General features: G+C 61.1%; 18 protein-coding genes. 10 read left to right on the top strand and 8 right to left on the bottom strand.

Going from position 1 to position 17,117, the window contains the following annotated elements:
- Positions 1-7 precede the first annotated feature (7 nt).
- The 3 genes from ACYVHK_RS09570 (at position 8) to ACYVHK_RS09560 (ending at position 2,214) form a co-directional block, all read left to right on the top strand.
- The gene (locus ACYVHK_RS09570; protein WP_460530480.1) at positions 8-946 is read left to right on the top strand and encodes a LysR family transcriptional regulator; all 939 of its coding nucleotides are present in this window, start codon (positions 8-10) and stop codon (positions 944-946) included.
- 118 nt (positions 947-1,064) lie between these two features.
- Entirely contained in the window at positions 1,065-1,838 is a 774-nt protein-coding gene (locus tag ACYVHK_RS09565; RefSeq protein WP_460530476.1) for an SDR family oxidoreductase, read from the top strand.
- A gap of 223 nt (positions 1,839-2,061) precedes the next feature.
- Complete coding sequence (locus ACYVHK_RS09560) at positions 2,062-2,214, top strand: hypothetical protein (protein ID WP_460530473.1); 153 nt, start codon at positions 2,062-2,064, stop codon at positions 2,212-2,214.
- 103 nt (positions 2,215-2,317) lie between these two features.
- Here ACYVHK_RS09560 and ACYVHK_RS09555 read toward each other — a convergent pair whose 3' ends face one another.
- Positions 2,318-3,325 carry a sensor domain-containing diguanylate cyclase gene (locus ACYVHK_RS09555; RefSeq protein ID WP_460530470.1) on the bottom strand — a complete coding sequence of 336 codons (1,008 nt, stop codon included), beginning with the start codon at positions 3,323-3,325 and terminating at the stop codon, positions 2,318-2,320.
- Between the two features lie 277 nt (positions 3,326-3,602).
- Between ACYVHK_RS09555 and ACYVHK_RS09550 the strand changes: the two genes are divergently transcribed.
- The gene (locus tag ACYVHK_RS09550; protein WP_460530467.1) at positions 3,603-3,755 is read left to right on the top strand and encodes a hypothetical protein; all 153 of its coding nucleotides are present in this window, start codon (positions 3,603-3,605) and stop codon (positions 3,753-3,755) included.
- A 94-nt stretch (positions 3,756-3,849) separates the two neighbouring features.
- On the opposite strand, the gene ACYVHK_RS09545 is transcribed toward ACYVHK_RS09550, so the two are convergent.
- From ACYVHK_RS09545 to ACYVHK_RS09530, 4 genes are all read right to left on the bottom strand, one after another.
- On the bottom strand, positions 3,850-4,257 hold the full coding sequence (locus ACYVHK_RS09545) for a GFA family protein (RefSeq protein WP_460530464.1): 408 nt from the start codon (positions 4,255-4,257) through the stop codon (positions 3,850-3,852).
- 50 nt (positions 4,258-4,307) lie between these two features.
- Positions 4,308-4,511 (bottom strand): hypothetical protein, encoded by a 204-nt coding sequence (locus ACYVHK_RS09540; protein ID WP_460530461.1) that lies wholly within the window; start codon positions 4,509-4,511, stop codon positions 4,308-4,310.
- Positions 4,512-4,817: 306 nt separating this feature from the next.
- Positions 4,818-5,336: a carboxymuconolactone decarboxylase family protein gene (locus ACYVHK_RS09535; protein WP_460530458.1), complete on the bottom strand. Its 519-nt coding sequence runs from the start codon at positions 5,334-5,336 to the stop codon at positions 4,818-4,820.
- 117 nt (positions 5,337-5,453) lie between these two features.
- The gene (locus ACYVHK_RS09530; protein WP_460530455.1) at positions 5,454-5,807 is read right to left on the bottom strand and encodes a hypothetical protein; all 354 of its coding nucleotides are present in this window, start codon (positions 5,805-5,807) and stop codon (positions 5,454-5,456) included.
- Positions 5,808-5,995: 188 nt separating this feature from the next.
- On the opposite strand from ACYVHK_RS09530, the gene ACYVHK_RS09525 reads away from it, so the two are divergent.
- The 3 genes from ACYVHK_RS09525 to ACYVHK_RS09515 all read left to right on the top strand — a co-directional run bounded on the left by ACYVHK_RS09525 (position 5,996) and on the right by ACYVHK_RS09515 (position 9,509).
- On the top strand, positions 5,996-7,435 hold the full coding sequence (locus tag ACYVHK_RS09525) for an aminotransferase-like domain-containing protein (protein ID WP_460530452.1): 1,440 nt from the start codon (positions 5,996-5,998) through the stop codon (positions 7,433-7,435).
- A gap of 60 nt (positions 7,436-7,495) precedes the next feature.
- Positions 7,496-7,702, top strand: a complete 207-nt coding sequence (locus ACYVHK_RS09520; RefSeq protein WP_460530448.1) for a hypothetical protein — start codon at positions 7,496-7,498, stop codon at positions 7,700-7,702.
- 391 nt (positions 7,703-8,093) lie between these two features.
- The gene (locus tag ACYVHK_RS09515) at positions 8,094-9,509 is read left to right on the top strand and encodes an OmpP1/FadL family transporter (RefSeq protein WP_460530445.1); all 1,416 of its coding nucleotides are present in this window, start codon (positions 8,094-8,096) and stop codon (positions 9,507-9,509) included.
- Between the two features lie 634 nt (positions 9,510-10,143).
- On the opposite strand, the gene ACYVHK_RS09510 is transcribed toward ACYVHK_RS09515, so the two are convergent.
- The gene (locus ACYVHK_RS09510; RefSeq protein ID WP_460530442.1) at positions 10,144-11,523 is read right to left on the bottom strand and encodes an MFS transporter; all 1,380 of its coding nucleotides are present in this window, start codon (positions 11,521-11,523) and stop codon (positions 10,144-10,146) included.
- A 215-nt stretch (positions 11,524-11,738) separates the two neighbouring features.
- Between ACYVHK_RS09510 and ACYVHK_RS09505 the strand changes: the two genes are divergently transcribed.
- Entirely contained in the window at positions 11,739-13,391 is a 1,653-nt protein-coding gene (locus tag ACYVHK_RS09505; protein ID WP_460530439.1) for an acyl-CoA synthetase family protein, read from the top strand.
- A gap of 17 nt (positions 13,392-13,408) precedes the next feature.
- Here the strand turns inward: ACYVHK_RS09505 and ACYVHK_RS09500 are convergent, their stop codons facing one another.
- Positions 13,409-13,687, bottom strand: coding sequence for a hypothetical protein (locus tag ACYVHK_RS09500; protein WP_460530436.1), 279 nt, complete (start codon positions 13,685-13,687; stop codon positions 13,409-13,411).
- A 101-nt stretch (positions 13,688-13,788) separates the two neighbouring features.
- The gene (locus ACYVHK_RS09495) at positions 13,789-15,057 is read right to left on the bottom strand and encodes a DUF418 domain-containing protein (RefSeq protein WP_460530433.1); all 1,269 of its coding nucleotides are present in this window, start codon (positions 15,055-15,057) and stop codon (positions 13,789-13,791) included.
- 428 nt (positions 15,058-15,485) lie between these two features.
- Between ACYVHK_RS09495 and ACYVHK_RS09490 the strand changes: the two genes are divergently transcribed.
- Both ACYVHK_RS09490 and ACYVHK_RS09485 read left to right on the top strand, forming a co-directional pair.
- On the top strand, positions 15,486-16,508 hold the full coding sequence (locus ACYVHK_RS09490; protein ID WP_460530430.1) for a type 2 periplasmic-binding domain-containing protein: 1,023 nt from the start codon (positions 15,486-15,488) through the stop codon (positions 16,506-16,508).
- A gap of 61 nt (positions 16,509-16,569) precedes the next feature.
- Positions 16,570-17,115: an HD domain-containing protein gene (locus ACYVHK_RS09485; RefSeq protein WP_460530428.1), complete on the top strand. Its 546-nt coding sequence runs from the start codon at positions 16,570-16,572 to the stop codon at positions 17,113-17,115.
- The last annotated feature ends 2 nt before the right edge of the window (positions 17,116-17,117 follow it).

Genomic DNA, 17,117 nt, shown 5'->3' with positions numbered 1-17,117 from the left:
CCAATGAATGGATGAACTGCGTGCCATTTCGATCTTTGTGAAGGCTACCGAACTGGGCAGTTTCAACAAGGTGGCAGAGGTTCAGAACACCACGCCGCAGGCCGTCAGCAAGACCATACGCCAGTTGGAGCAGCATCTGGGCTTGCGGCTGTTCCATCGCACCACGCGCAAGAGTTCGCTGACCGACGAGGGGCTGAGCTTTCTGGAGGCAGTCAGGCCCAGTCTGGAAGGGCTGGTGACCGCAGTCACGCGGGCACGCAGTGCGGTGCAGGATGAAATGGGGCTGGTACGTGTCACCGCCGGTGGTGCAGTGGGGCGCAAGGTGCTGGTGCCCATGCTGGCCGAGTTCCAGGAAAACTATCCCCAGATCCAGCTCGATCTGCTGCTGGAAGACCGTTTCAGCGATATGGTCGGCGAGCGTCTGGATGTCGGGTTTCGTGCCGGCAATGTACCGGATGCGCAAGTCGTGAGCCGGCATCTCTTCCCTATACAGCAGATCGTCTGCGCCGCTCCCGCCTACCTGCAGCGCCACGGTGTGCCGCGGAATATGCAGGAACTGCAGGCTCATCGTTGCACGGGCTACCGCCAGCCGGGTACGGGGCGTCCCATGCCCTGGGAGTTCCAGATCGATGGCAGTACGGTCTACCAGTCCATCCCCGCCGTACTCTGCAGCAACGACCCCGAGGCGGAGATGCACCTGGTGCTGGCCGGTATGGGTATCGGACAGATCGACAGCATCAACGCGGCGGCTGCCATACGGGATGGCCGCCTTGTGCCGCTGCTGGTCGATAGCATCAGCAGCCGGATGGGGCTGTATGTCTACTATCCACAGCGCGCGGACATGCCGGGTCGTGTTCGCCGATTTATCGATTTCTCCGTCGAGCGCCTGCGCAACAGCCCGCTTTTCTCGCTGACGGAGGCCGAGCTGCGAACCAAATCCCCTTGATGGATTGGCAACTTTTCGTTGCTACTGATACGGTTGATTATGGCTTTTTCCGTTGATGACGGATCCATATAGTTTGCTTGTCGCCACTTCTGGCCAACCCAAGACAAGGAAACGCATCATGAACAAGCCACTTTCTAACCAACTCTCCGGCCGTGTTGCGGTCATTACCGGCGCGTCCAGCGGTATCGGCCATGCCACCGCCAAGTTGCTCGCCGCCCAAGGTGCAAAGGTTGCTGTGCTGGCCCGCCGCAAGGGCGCGCTGGATCAACTGGTTGCCGAGATCGAAAGCGCCGGGGGTGCCGCGCTCGCCCTGGCTGCCGACGTGACCGACCAGGCTTCGATCGACGCCGCGGCAGCCGCCGTGCTGGCGGCCTACGGCCCCGCCAACCTGCTCTTCAATAATGCCGGCCTGATGCTGCCCGCCGCCGTTGACGAGGACAAGCTCAAGGGCTGGGAGCCGCAGATCGATGTGAATGTGACAGGCGCCATGCGCGTCATCGATGCCTTCGTGCCGCAACTGAACCAGTCGGCAGCGGCAGGCGGGGTCGTGGATCTGATCAATACCTCCTCCATCGCTGCGCAGAACATCTATCCCTACTTTGCCGCCTACAGCGCGACCAAGGCCTATGTCAGCCATCTGACCCGCCACATGCGTGTCGAGCTGGGCCCCAAGAACATCCGGGTGTCGATGATCGAGCCGGGTATCGTGGCGACGGAACTGCAAAGCCATTGGACGCTCCAGGGCGCCAAGGACTGGATAGCCGAAGCGGCAAAGAACATCGACTTCCTGCAGCCCGGTGATGTCGCCGAGGTGGTGGGCTTTCTGGCCAGCCAGCCCAAGCATGTCAACCTGCAGCAAGTGGTGATCATGCCAACCAAGCAGGGCATCTGACCTGCATACAGGCCCCGGTGTGGTATCGGGGCCTGTTTTTTGCCTGCGGGGGTAGATGGGCCGAGGCCCCTGGCCAGAGTTTCGTCGGCCTCCCCTGCATTTCGCACCGCGTTTCCTGCAATCAGTCTCAAGCCACTCTCATTGCCGGGGCGGGTATTGCATGATGACCTCACTGCAAGCGACAACGGATGTCGCAACCAACTGAAATCAGAGAGGAAATATCATGACCCGCATCAATGAACTGTTCGAAGCCACCCTGGTTGTCGGTCTGGCCGCCTTCTTCGCTGTTGCCCTGATTGGCGAGGTCCAGCCCAAGGCCGAGACTACCCAGGTAGCCGCTCAACTGGCCCAGGTCGATGGTGCCCGCCATGGCTAAATCCGGCAGCAGTACAACAGAATGCGACACGGCGCCCGAGGGCGCCGTGTTTGATTTGGTGCGTACGTGTTGCCAGCCTTCGGTAGGCCGACAGAGCGGGGACTCAGTGCCGCTGTTTGCGTGCCCGCTTGACCTCGTACATCTGCGCATCCGCCAGGCGGACCGCTTCATCGGCATTGCTACCTTCCGGGTCGACCGCAACGGCACCCACGCTGGCCCCGGTATAGTCGAGTACCTGCTCGCCAAGCGAGAATCGTCCCACGGTCGCGGCTGCAATACGCTCCTGTAATATCTGGGCCGCACCCAGTGCCTCGTCATTGCTGGGACCCGGAGCGATCAGGATGAATTCGTCGCCACCCATTCGGCCCAGCATGTCGGATGACCGCAAAGTACTGGACAGCCGACGCGACATTTCCTGCAGGAAACGATCACCGATCTGATGGCCGAGCGTGTCATTGATGCGTTTGAATCCATCCAGGTCGATGACCGCCACCAGCACGCTGGCGTGTTCGCGTCTGGCCTGGGCCAGCATGCGCTGCAGCTCGCCAAACAGGGCGCGACGGTTGGGCAGGCCGGTCAGCGCATCGGTCATCGCGTAAGTTAATAACTGTGCATTGCTGGCCTGCAATTGCTCGACCAGTTTTTCGCGCTCGATAAAGGTGCCGACCAGACTGGAAAAGAGACGGAGTATTGCCTCCGCGCCGGGCGCAAGACCATGTTGTTCGGAGCTTGCCGCGCACAGGGTGCCGAGCAGATTGCCTTCGCCACCCCGTACCGGTGTGCTGACGTAAGTCTGGATGCCCAACAGCCGGGCGGCATCCGAGTCTCCCCAGCAGGAAGCTACATCGTCGGTGAACATCCTGCCTTCATCGAGTGCGCGCTTGCACAGTGTGTCGCCCCACGGCACCGACAAGCCCTCTGGAATGGTCATGCTGCCTGTGTTGCGGGCATAGCGCACATGCTGGACGTCATGCTCAAGGTCGATGACGGTGAGGTAGGTCGATTCCAGGCCGGTGATCCGACCCAGCATTTCCAGTAAGGGGCGGGTCAGTTGTTCCAGGGAATGGGCAGCCGGAACGGCGGAGGAAAGCTGGGCGAGAATAGGGTCCACGGGTGTACCTGAAGGCTAAGGCAGTCGCTGACGACGTTGCAGTGTCGTTAGATGCTTATATTGGCCTAACCGTTCCCTGCTGGGAAGTCACGCATGCGAAAAGCATAAGTCGCCGTAGCACATGCCCTTGCATTTCGTCACCGCTCGCTGCATTTCATGCCTTCCTGCCTGCAAGCCGTCTCAAGTCGCTCTCCTTGTATGAGCGGGTATTGCATGATGACCTCACTGCAAGCGACAAAGAATGTCGCAACTAACTGAAATCAGAGAGGAAATAATCATGACCCGCATCAATGAACTGTTCGAAGCCACCCTGGTTGTTGGTCTGGCCGCTTTTTTCGCCGTTGCCCTGATCGGCGAAGTCCAGCCCAAGGCCGGGACCGCCCAGGTTGCCGCCCAACTGGCTCAAGCTGATGGTGCTCACCATGGCTAAGCGATCAGCGGTAGTGGAAGAAAGCGACACGGCGCCTGAGGGCGCCGTGTTTTGTTATGAGTGCCTGGATGCGTAAGGACGTATCCGTGTTTGATCAGGACGGATCTTTATCAAACGCGATGTTGCCAGGCGGTAACTGGACCCAGGGATGCCGGCGGCAGTCGTAGACCGAAACTTGGGGTGGGGGGAACGCAGGGTCGGCGAAGGCGCCGACCGCGACAGCCACGGAGTCGGCTTCATGGCCCTCTTCCGTATGAAACACCGTGGTGCCACAGATGGGACAGAACCGGAATCTGAAGCGGGAACCCTGGTCGCCGGTGCGGACATATTCGGTTACCGTGCCACTTACCTGATACGGCGGGGAGAAGCTGGCGAGGGTGGCGAAAACACTGCCCGTTCTTTGCTGGCAGGCCAGGCAGTTGCAGATACCGACGCAACGTGGCTCGCCCTGGACTTCAATGCGCAATTGCCCGCAGCTGCAGGCGGCTATTCTGGATGTCATCAGGCAGTGCCTCCATCAACGGGAAGGGGCAGGGCCGGCGATCGCTGGAACTAGGGCAGCAGGCTGAACAGTGCACCTTCCAGGTCATCCGCCAGTTCGATGGCGGTCATGGGATGGTGCAGCAGGTGCATGCCATAGCGGAAATCGATCAGGTCGGCCATCAACAGCGCCTCGAACAGCGCCTTGCTGGCACGGATCACGCTGGGTGGTTGGGGGTGGTATTGCGCGATGGCGAGTTGAAGGTCGGGAATCATCGGGGAAGTGTTCGTTAGTTGCACAAGCGTACTATATATTACATCAAGGCTGCCGGTGCATGTCCACTTTAAGACAACCTTGCCGTTTAGCAAGCCGGGGATATTGCCGGACGGCCTGTAGAAAACGGGTTGACGATGTAGCAACTGGTACGGAAGAGCGGCTTGCTGCAATGAATAGCAGGCTGCTCGGCATCTCGGTCATCTCTGACTGGGGGCGAGCAAAAAAGTGTTTGTGATTAATCACATTGGGGGCTTTCCCCCCGCAGCGCTGATTCGCTGCGGGCGGCTGTTCCCTCTGCTTGGTGATCAGACCGTGATGACCGGAAAGTCGATTTCGGTCTCGGCCACGTGGTTCAGGTAGTTGGTCAGCGTATTGAGCGCGACGGCACCGATCACTTCCACGATCTGCGCGTCACTCAGGCCATTGCTACGTGCCTGGGCCAGTTCGCTATCGCTGATCCGTCCATGACTGCCGACGATCTGCTTGGCCAGTAGCGCTACCGGATTGTCCTCACCCTCCCTCGCCGCCTGGATCTGCGCGGCACTGAGCCCGGCAGCCTTGCCAGCCAACGTGTGGGCAGATAGGCAATATGAACATTCGTTGCTCTGGCCGGTGGCGAGCGCGATGCTTTCACGTTCCGCGGCGCTCAGGCTGCCGGCCGACAGGGCTGCGGAGAGCTGCAGGTAGCCGTTGAGAACGGCTGGGGCATTGGCCAGTGTGCGCATGGCGTTTGGCACCTTGCCCATCTTGGCTTTGACGGCGGCAAGGAGTGGCTGGGCGGCGGCGGGTGCTTGTTCGTTGGTGAGGGCAGGGATGCGGGGCATGATGAGGACTCCGGTAGTGGGTTCGGTGCTTCGGTGCACGGAAGCCATACTAAGGAGTGGAGCGAGTTGATTGGCTGCAAATCGTCTCTTGTTTGCAACTGAACGTCTCGCCTGGTCTTACCCGCTTGTGCGTGCTCGTGTGGTTCGGCGGACACCTTGTCGCAATTGCATCCAGATGACGTGCAAGCCCCGCAGGGTGCGGAAAAGGGGCGAGGGAGGGGTGACGATGGTCAAGCGGACCGGGAAGACCGCGTAGACCACGACCCAGCCACTGCGGCTCAGCCTGTGCGTGCCGCCATTGAGCAGGCGCTGCGGTTCCTCGATACATCGTTCTGCCAGCCATTCCGGTGGTTCGGTGACATAGGCGCGGCCTCCGTCGATATGCAGGCTGCTGCCGCTGCGTCCCCAGATATGCAGGCTTTGACCAGCGGCTACGGCATGCCGGGAGGTAAAGGCTGTGTCGGTGTTCATGCTGTGCTCCTCAAGCCCGTCGTGGGCCATGGCAGGTAGCACAGAGCTTAGGATTCATGTGCACCTGCGGGTAGTCACAGCGACGCCCAAGCAGGAACAGAACAGTGAAGGTATTTTCCGGTTGTTACGGAACAGTTGCGCTCTATCTGTATCTGTTGCGGTTCCTTTTCCGCGCGCAATATCGCGCCATGGAAACCCAGACCCTCTACCGCAAACTGGCCAGCCATTATCTGCATGCGATCGAGGCCGGTACGCTCACGCCCGGTGCACGCATGCCTTCGGTGCGGGTCCTGATGGCGCGCCATGCCGTCAGCCTTTCCACCGCCTTGCAGCTGTGCCGCTATCTGGAAAGTCAGGGCGTGCTGGAAGCGCGACCGCGCTCCGGTTATTTTGTCCTGCCCAAGCGTGCGCCGGCCCTGGCCCTGGCGAATGAGCCGGCCAGTACCTTGCCGGACCCGGCCCGCTATGTCGGGGTCAACCAGAAGGTCTCGAGCTTTCTGGAATTGGGCCAGCAGGCCAAGATCAGCGTCAACCTGTGTGGTGCCTGGGCGGCACCGGAACTGTATCCGAACGAGGCGCTACGGGTGGCGATCAACCGCACCTTGCGCGAGCGACCACTACTGTTGGGGGAGCCGGCACCGCACAACGGCGATCTGCATTTTCGCAGCGTGCTGGCCCGCAACGCGCTGGCATCGGGCATGACCTTGTCGGCCGATGCCATCATCGTCACCCATGGCTGCATCGAGGCACTCAATCTTGCCTTGCGCGCCACGACCCAGCCGGGCGACGTGGTGGCAGTCGAATCGCCGACCTTCTTCGGGCTATTGCAGATACTGGAAAGCCTGGGGCTACAGGCGCTGGAGATTCCGACCAGCCCGCATACCGGCATCTCGCTCGATGCTCTGGATCTGGCGGCACAGGCCTACCCGAATATCAAGGCCGTGGTAGTGGTACCCAATCTGCAAAACCCGCTGGGCAGCGTGATGCCGGACGCCAACAAGGAGCGGCTGGTGGCCTGGTGCGAGGCACAGCAGATTGCCTTGATCGAGGACGACACCTACGCCGCCCTGAGTGATGCCGAGGCGCCGCTGACCGCACTGAAAGCGTGGGACCGCACTGGTAACGTGATCCACTGCGCTTCGCTGCACAAGACCCTCTCGCCCGGCCTGCGTCTGGGCTGGCTTTCGCCGGGGCGGTGGCAGGCGAGGGTGGAGATGCTCAAGTACGCCCAGTCGCGTCCGAGCCCCGCTTTACCACAGGTCGCGGTGGCGGATTTCCTTGCCTCACCAGCCTATGGCCGCCATCTACGCAGGCTAAGGGGCCAGTTGCGGGAGCAACGCCGGCTGGTCGCGACCGCCGTCGCGCGGCATTTTCCTGCCGGCACCCGGCTGAGCTTGCCGAATGGCGGCCTGGCGCTCTGGGTCGAAATGCCGGGTAATCGCTCCTCATCCGCCTTGTTCCATGCGGCGCTCCGGCAAGGTATCCGCCTGGCGCCGGGTGCGCAGTTCTCCAATTCCGGGCGCTTCGAGCACTTTGTGCGGATCAGCTGCGGTGCGCCTTATACCGCCGAGCTGGACCAAGCCTTGCAGACGGTAGGGCAACTGGTGCGGGACCTGCCGAGCAGTTAGAGACTGTCTGGCAAGGGGGCCAGAAGCTACACTGTGCAGCAAATCCCGTCTGTGCCGCTCATGAGTCAACCACCTTCCAGCCACACCCGGTCGCGCGCGCCCAATTGCATGCAGTGCGTGCACCACTATGTCACCTGGGACACCCGTTTCCCCTACGGTTGCCGGGCGCTGGGTTTCAAGAGCCTGCGGCAGCCCAGTTTGGAGGTCTTTGCCTCGTCCGGGCAGCACTGCCTGCAGTTCCAGCCGCGCCCCAAAGTGCAGGGTTAGCCGCGGCCACGACCTCGGCCCAAAGCCAGGCGTCGCCTTGGCTGGCGGTAGCGGGATGCTGTATGCATTTGGCTTATTTAATCTTTTAATAATCGGGTCATTAAATAACTAACCCGGTCAGTTATTTTTAACTGACCGGGTTAGTTATTTTTACGCCGGTATTAAGTGCGGGGGAAAACCCCAATAAGACACACAATTTAACAAGTTATACAGCGTCATCTGCCTATCAACTGCTTGACTGCTGCTGACTTTCTATTCAGTATCCGCGGCTTCTGGGGTAAAGACTCTATTTCATTGAATGCATGGAGTATTTATTCCAAATCCTAGGGGTTTGGAATAAATGTCTATTTATCTCAGGCATTTACGCAATTCATATAAAGCGAGACACCGCGTGAAGTACAAATACCTCCCCCTACTGGTTAGTGCCGCCCTGGGCCTGATGGCCGTTCAAACTCAAGCTGCAGGTTATCGATTCGGTTCGCAAAGCGTCGCCGGTCAAGGCAATGCCGATGCAAACGGTGCCCAGGCCGATGATGCCTCCGCCGTGTTTTATAACCCGGCCGGTCTGTCGCGCCTCAAGGGTACCCAGTTCTCCGCTGGCGCCACCCTGGTACTGCCGGAGTCGAGCTACACCGATAACGGCTCCAAGCGTTTCACCGGTACCCAGACCGGTGGCGGTGCACCAAAAGAGGATTACGTCCCGCATGACGTGACCGCGCCGTCGATGTACTTCAGCACCCCGATCAACGACCAGCTCACCTTTGGTGTCGGCATGTTCGTGCCCTATGGCACCAAGCTGAACTACGGCAATAACTGGGCCGGCCGCTATGCCTTGAGCGACATCAAGCTCGAGTCGGTCGATATCAATCCGTCGATGGCCTTCAAGCTCGATGAGCATCACTCCTTCGGTTTCGGTGTCACCGCCGAGTTCATGAAGGCCTCGCTCGGTCAGGCCGTGGATGTGCCCGGCTCGGTCATGGCGCTGAACGGCACCCCGACCAGCGCCGCGCTGATCAAGCAAATTGTCGCCCTCGGAGGTAATCCGGCTGCGCTGGCCAATGTCCATGACGGTCATGGCGAGAACAACGGCAAGGATTGGGGCTACGGCTTCAACCTGGGCTATATGTACCAGCTGGACAAGGACACCCGTTTTGGCCTGGCCTACCGCTCGGCGATCTCGCACAAGCTCAAGGGCGATACCGTGTGGGACTTCTCCAGCGTGACCTCCGACCAAGTCGTCAACAAGGTGCTGGCCGCCGCATCGCACAAGGTCAACTCGGGCGCGCAGGTGGACCTCAAGACGCCGGAAACTCTGTCTGCCAACGCCTACCATCAGATCAATGATCAGTGGGCTGCCATGGCCGACATCACCTGGACCCGTAACTCGCGCCTGCAGGACCTGCACATCCAGTTCCCAGGCACGACCGAGGGCGACGAAGTGATCCGCCAGCAATGGAAGAACACCTACCGTGTCTCGCTGGGCGCCAACTATCGCTTCAGCGACAGCCTGCTGCTGCGTAGCGGTCTCTCCTTCGACCAGTCGCCAGTGCGTGGCCCTGAGCTGACCCATCCCGCGCTGCCGGATAGCGATCGCGTGTGGTACTCCATCGGTGCCAACTACAAGATCAATGCCCAGTCGTCGGTGGATGTGGCCTATAGCTATGTCGACTTCAAGGACGCCAACATCAGCTACACCAACCAGTGCAACCCGCTGGCTACGACGTGTACCGGTAACGGTGAAACCACCAATGGTACTTACAAGACGCACATCCAGTTCCTGGGTGTGTCTTATAACTACCTGTTTTGAGGATGAGATTCGGCCTTCGGTGAAGGTCTGATGCAGCAACTGAGCGCCCGGCATAGCCGGGCGTTTTGCTTTCAGCGATGTTCGAACGGACTTTCGCTTTTATATCACCTACTCCCTCCGCCCTCGCCGCCGCGAGGGAGCCTCGCTGACGCTCGTTGGGGATGAGGCTCGGCCTTCGGTGAAGGTCTGATGCAGTAATTGAGCGCCCGGCATTCCCCGCAAGGGGGAGGCCGAAGTAGTAAGCCACCTGACGGTGGCAACGACTTCGCTCAGCCGGGCGTTTGTGTTTCAGCGATGCTCTGGCGGACTTTTGCTTTTATATCGTCCTATCCCCCCGCCCTTGCCGCCGCAGGGAGCCTCGCTGACGCTCGTTGGGGATGAGGCTCGGCTTTCAGTAAAGGTCTGCTGCAGCAACTGAGTGTCCGGCATTCCCCGCAAAGGGGAGACCGAAGTCGTAAGCCACCTGATGGTGGCAACGACTTCGCTCCGCCGGGCGTTTTGCTTTCAGCGATGTTCGAGCGGACTTTTGCTTCTAAATCTCCCACACTTCCCGCCCAGCGCTGCACGCACAGGTGCTAGTGAGAGGCCCGCGGGTTCGATTCCCGGCGGGGGGGGGCCGTGCCCGTTTGCTTTTTCAGCCTTGCGCCATTGCCTTGCCTGCGTCGTGCGGCAGTTTGCGGGTGAGGGGGATGGAGGCGATGGAGAAGAGGCCGATGAGGATGAAGACGGGCCAGAAGTCCGAGGCGGTCAGGTGGGGGTGGCCTTGGACGTGGCTGGAGAATTGCAGCGCCATGCCAGCGACGATCACGCCCATGCCCAATGACAGTTGCTGGACCACGCTGGCGAGGCTGGTGGCGCGGCCGGCGTCTTCGTGGCTGATGTCGGCGTAGACGATGGAGTTGAGTGCGGTGAACTGCAGGGAGGGGAAGAAGCCGCCCAGTGCGACGATTGCGACCATCAGCCAGATGGACATGCCGGTGGTGAACAGGCCGTAGGCCATCAGGGCGAGGCCGGCGAACAGGGCGTTGATGATCAGGACCCGGCGGAAGCCCCAGCGCTTGAGCGCGCGCGGGGCGATGGTCTTCATGAAGATGGCGCCGAAAGCGGAGGCGCAGGTGATCGCCCCGGAATGGAAGGGGCTCATGCCCAGGCCCTCCTGCAAGGCCAGCGGCAGGATAAAGGGCGTGGCGCCGAGCCCGATTCGGAACAGGGCGCCGCCGACCACGCTGGCGTGGAAGGTGGGGATACGCAGGAAGCGCAGGTCCAGCAGTGGCTTCTCGCTACCGCGGGCGTAGCTGAAGTAGACCAGTAGCAAGGCAATGCCGCCCAGGCCCATGCCGGCGGCGACCCAGTGCGAGACCAGCGGGCTGCCCAGCATGGCAAAGCCCAGCATGGCGAGCGAGCTGCCAGTCGCGGACAGGATGAAGCCCGGCAGATCCAGCGGGCTGGCGGTGGCTTCGCGCTCGTTGCCGATGTACTTGCGGGCGAGATAGAAGCCCAGCAAGCTGATCGGGATGTTGACCTGGAAGATCCAGCGCCAATGGAAGTAGGTGGTGATAAAGCCGCCAAGCGGCGGGCCGATGATGGGGCCGAGCAGGGCGGGCAGGGTGAGGTAGCCGACCGCCTTCACCAACTCCTCTCGCGGGACGGCGCGGAAAATGATGATGCGCCCCACCGGTACCATCATGGCGCCGCCTATGCCTTGCAGGAAGCGCGCCGCGACGAAGGCGGTGAGCGAGGTTGCGGCCGCACAGAGTAGGGAGCCGGCGATGAACACGCCGATGGCGCTGCAAAATACGCTGCGTGAACCAAAGCGGTCCGCCATCCAGCCGCAGATGGGGATGAAAACACCGAGGCCGACCACATAGGCGGTCAGCGCCAGCTTCAGGGTAATGGGGCTTTGCCCCAGATCACGCGCCATGACGGGCAGCGAGGTGGCAATCACGGTGGCGTCCATGTTCTCCATGAACAGGGCACAGGCCACGATAAGCGGGATGATCAGGGTACGAGGCATGGGTACATCGTGGTAGCGGTACGACAACTGCGAGCAGGAGGGACGGTAGCAAGACCTGAGACTGGCATGATAGACCAGCCGGCACTGCCACCAAACGACTGTCAGGCATATATTCTGGGCAGTGATGGTGGTCGCCGACTTGTGCGCGCGGCCCGGCTGGTCGATAACTCAGCAGGAAGGGTGCACCGATAACGCGCCCTCAACAGGGAGGCTTCATGCAAGCTGGATTGCCGGATGCAGCACCGTTGGACCTGGATCGTTACCCCTCCTTACCCGCCATGCTTGCTGAGAGCTTCCAGCAGCATGCGCTGGAACCGGCATTCAGTTGCATGGGGGCGGAGCTGACCTATGCCGATGTCGATGCCCTGTCTCGTGACTTTGCTGCCTGGTTGCAGGCGCAAGGGGTGGTGCGTGGAACACGCATCGCCGTGATGCTGCCCAACCTGCTGGCATTCCCTGTGGTGTTGGCCGGCATCCTGCGGGCCGGTTGCGTGCAGGTCAGCATCAATCCACTCTACACGCCGCGAGAACTTGCCTATCAGTTGACCGATAGCGGTGCCGAGATGATCGTGGTGCTGGAGAAGTTCGCTACGACGGTCGAGCAGGTGCTGGCGGAAACCGCCATTCGCCAGGTCGTGGTGGTCAGCCTGGGCGATCTGCTGGGCCTGCGTGGCGCGGTGGTCAATTTCGTCGCCCGCAAGGTCAAGAAGCTCATCCCGCCCTATGCACTGCCTCAGGCCAAATGGTTTGCCCAGGTGCTTGCCGAGGGGAGGGCGCTGCATTTCCAGCCAGTCGGCATCGGCCCGGATGACGTCGCCCTGCTGCAGTACAGCGGCGGGACGACCGGCGTGCCCAAGGGGGCGGTGCTGCTGCATCGCAACCTGGTTGCCAATACCTTGCAGGTCGCCACCCGGATTGCGCCGATCTGGGCGCGTATTCCGGCTAGCGAACAACCTGTCGTCATCACCGCCTTACCGCTGTACCACATCACGGCGCTGGTCAGTTGTCTCGTCAATCTCCGCAACGGGGACCTGGGCGTACTGATACCCAACCCGCGCGAGGTGGCTGCGCTGGTACGCCTGCTTGGCAAAACCCGCTTTCATGTACTGCCCGGCATCAATACCTTGTTCAACGCACTGCTGAACCAGCCGGGCTTCGATCAGCTGGATTTCTCCCACCTGCAGCTTTGCCCCAGTGGCGGCATGGCGGTCCAGGATGCCGTCGCGACCCGCTGGTTGGCCACCACGGGTTGCGCGGTGACCGAGGGCTATGGCATGTCCGAGGTCTGTATCGTCAGCCTCAACAACCCGCTCAACCAGACGCACACGCTGACCGCCGGCCCTGCTTTGCCGATGACGGATATCGCCATTCGCGACGATGAGGGCAACGATCTGCCCGCTGGGGCGCTGGGCGAGGTATGCCTGCGTGGCCCGCAGGTTTGCGACGGTTACTGGAAAAAGCCGGAAGAGAGCCGACTGGCCGTCTTCGCCGATGGTTTTTTTCGCTCGGGTGATATCGGCCGAATGACACCGGAGGGCTGCTTGCAGATTGTCGACCGCAAGAAGGACATGATCCTGGTGTCGGGCTTCAATGTATTCCCGAACGAGATAGAGGCTGTGGTTAGTGCGCATCCCGGCGTGTTGGAGTGCGCCGTGGTCGGCGTGCCCGATGCGCATTCCGGCGAGGCGGTTCGCCTGCATGTGGTTCGCAAGGATGCGGCGCTGAGCGAAGCCATGCTGCGAGAGCATTGCCGCACGCAACTGACAGGCTACAAGCAACCCAAGTACATCGTGTTCGAGGAAGCCCTGCCCAAGAGCAATGTGGGCAAGATACTGCGCCGGGAGCTACGTGAACGCCTGCCGGTGTGAGGCCAAGCTGCTGCCCGCTAGCCTTCGATCAGAAAGGGATGGCTGGTGCTCAGTTCGTCACCGGCCAGCAGGATGCGGACCGCGGTGCCCTTGACGAATGCCTCGTAGCCGAGCGAGCGGTTGTGCTCGATCAGGTCGGCATCGATCATGGCTTCGAACAGTTTGGCGGATACCTGGACCGACTTGGCGCCAGGATGGGTGGCGAGGGCTTGTTTCAGTGCATTGATCATGAATGACGGAGCAGCAACCGGGGAGTGGAACGCCCGGCGCAGGACGGCAGGCAAAGTGGGCGCCATGATATGACAGCCCTGTTTCGTCCCGCATCGCCCATATGGGGGATGGCGATCTCAATCGGTTCGCCGTATTGCATAGCTTTGTTGCGCAAACGCTTTGGAGGCTAGCTACCCAGCGAATGCGCGCCGGCCTGCTTGTGTTTCTGTACGGCAGCCTCGGTCGGGCGTCGGCCATAGGTCAGTACCCGCCATACATACTCCAGCGGCCCGTAGGGATAGCGCTTCAGCCACCAAAGGCTCAAGGGTATCTGTACCCCGAAGAACAGCGCGATGGCGAGCAGGGTTTCCAATAGTGGATCAGCCTGCCCCCAGTAGCCCAGACCCCAGCCATAGAAGATGAAGGTTCCCATCAGCGTCTGCAGCAGGTAGTTGCTCAGCGGCATGCGGCCGGCGATGGCCAGCGGAGCCAGCCTGGCCTGCCAGCTTGGCAGTTGCAGCAACCTGATCAGGCTCAGTACGTAGAACAGCATCAGGCCCAGGCGACTCCAGCCATAGAACAGGCTGGCTGCCAGCTTGGGAATGGACGACAACACGCCGTCGGCCCATTGCATGCTGACACCCATGATCAGCGAACACGCCAGTCCGATGCCCAGAGCCAGCCATTGCAGCCGTTTGATCTGGGGCATCAGCTCGGGAATGCGTTGCAGCCAGCCTCTCCGGCCGGCCAGATAACCCAGCAGCATGGTGCTGAACAGCTGCACGCTGTAGTTCGACAGGCCACGCAGGCTGTACTGGTTGCCATGGTTATAGGCAAACATTCGCAGTGTCTCTTCGGTCGCCGCGACAAAACCGCCGTGGCCCAGATTCTGGTTGTTGCTGTTTACCCAGGCGCGGGACTCGCCCTCCAGGAAGTTCGCTACCTCGGGGGTAATGAGCCGGAAGCGCAGCAAGCCGTAGGCGATGGGGAACAACAGGCAGGCGACGATCAGGCCGATCAGCACCTTGTCCGGTGCGCGCTGCAGCAGTAGCAGCAACAGACCGAGCAAGGCATAGATGTGCAGTACGTCGCCGTTCCAGAGCAGGGCGCCGTGCACGAGGCCGATCACGAACAGCACGATCAAGCGGCGCAGATAGATTCCGTTGGCCTGGCCCGGGTCGCCCGATTGCAGCCTGCCAAGCTGCAGGGCAAACCCCAGCCCGAACAGCATGCTGAACATGCTGTTGAATTTGCCGGCAAACAGCATCTCCCGCAGCGTATCGACAATCCGGCTGGGCAGGGCATAAGCGATATGCGTGCCATTGGCCTGGGCGTACATCGAGTGCGTGAAATCCGGCATGTTCATGATGAAGATGCCCAGCAGAGCGACGCCCCGTATCACATCCAGTGTGTACAGGCGTTCCTCAGCGCGTACAGGCTGGCTGCGCGTTGACATGCATATACCCCATGATGACCTTGCTGACCGGCAGCGCTAGTTACCGCCGGATGATCGTGGCCGCTCGGTGCGGCCTTTCTGTTTTGCCGTGGTGCGGGAATTGCCAGGGTGACGCTTTGCTACGTAGCGGGTTACTTGCCCACTACAGACTGATTGCAGCTTAGCCATTCTTTATGCTGTCGGCATCGCCCATATGGAGGATGCCATACTCAATTGAATATCAATTGTCCATAGTAAAAAACTTAGGTCTGCCAAGTCGCTTGCGTGGTGATCCTGCGACAGTGGGGTCGCGTTCCCACCTGGTCACCAATCAACGTCAGGGCATTTTCCATGGGTCATCTAGACGTCACGATGCCGTAATGAAAGCGCCCTAGAGTGCGCAGGCCGGTCGCTCAGTGACCCGCCTATCCCACCTACGAGGAGTTTTCATGCAAGTCCGCACCTTCCTGAAGCCGCTTGCCGCGCTCGTCGCCCTGCTGGCTGGTGTCGCCCACGCCGAAACGACCCTGACCGTCTACACCGCGCTGGAAGCAGACCAGCTCAAGGCCTACCAGACCCAGTTCGAGAGCGAATACCCCGATGTGAAGCTGAAGTGGGTGCGTGACTCCACCGGCATCATCACCGCCAAGCTGCTGGCCGAGAAAGCCGCGCCGCAAGCCGACGTCGTGATGGGCGTGGCCGCGAGCTCGCTACTGGTGCTGGAGAAGGAAGGCATGTTGCAGGGCTATGCGCCCAGGGGTGTGGAAAAGCTCAGCAAGGGCTATGTGGATGCTGCCAATCCGCCGGCCTGGGTCGGCATGGATGTCTGGGGAGCGACGCTGTGCTTCAACACCGTGGAAGCCGCCAAGCAGGGCATCAAGAAGCCCGAGAGCTGGCGTGATCTGCTCAAGCCTGAGTACAAGGGCAAGATCGTGATGCCGAATCCGGCCTCCAGCGGTACCGGTTACTTCGACGTGACCGCCTGGATCACGCTGTTCGGCGAGAAGGAAGGCTGGGCCTACATGGACAAGCTCCATGACAACATTGCCCAGTACACCCACTCGGGTTCCAAGCCCTGCAAGCAGGCTGCCGCCGGCGAGTTCCCCATCGGCATCGCCTTCGAATACCGTGGCGCCAAGCTCAAGGAAAGCGGCGCTCCGATCGACCTGATCTTCCCCAAGGAAGGCCTGGGTTGGGATGTGGAAGCCACGGCCATCATGAAGGGCACCAAGAACCTGGAAGCTGCCCGCAAGCTGGCGGACTGGTCTGCCTCCAAGCCGGCCAACGAGCTGTACGAGAAGAACTTCGCCATCGTCGCCTACCCGGGCGTCGCCAAGCCGAACAACTTCATTCCGGCCAACTATGAGCAACTGCTGGTCAAGCAGGACCTGAAGTGGTCGGCCGCCAACCGCGACCGCATCCTGGCTGAGTGGACCCGCCGCTACGACGGCAAGTCCGAGCCCCGCAAGTAAGTCGTGCACGGCCCGGCCAGCGTGCCGGGCCATTCTTCCGCTCATCCGGGGCCTGTACTTCATGTCACTGACGCTGTCCGATATCCCGTATCTGTTCAACGCCGGCGGTAGCCGCCTGTACGGTGGCGAGGCCATCAGCCAGCGCGAGCACGCTTTGCAGGCTGCCTGGCTGTCGGAACAGGCCGGTGAGGACGATGCCCTGGTGATCGCCTGCCTGCTGCACGATCTCGGTCATCTGCTGTTCGAGCAGGCTGACGATGATCTGGACAAGGGCATCGACGACCTGCACCAGTTCAAGGTGCTGCCCTTCCTGCGGCATCTGTTGCCGGACGCGGTGGTGACCCCCATCGGTCTGCATGTGGATGCCAAGCGCTACCTTTGCCATGCCGAACCCGGGTACTTCGCTGCCTTGTCCTCCGCCTCCCGTACCAGTCTTGCACTGCAAGGCGGCGTGATGGATGACGTTACCGCGATCGCCTTTGCCCATCAGCCGCATGCACAGCGTGCCATCAAGCTCCGTCGCTACGACGACGCGGCCAAGGTGGTGGGCATGCGCACGCCCGATCTTGATCATTTCCTGCCGCGCCTCACCGCGCTGGCCAAGTGAGC

This window comes from Chitinimonas naiadis, assembly GCF_054780835.1.
The sequence above is the reverse complement of the archived record's forward strand: the minus strand, read 5'-3'. Positions and strand labels throughout refer to the sequence as shown.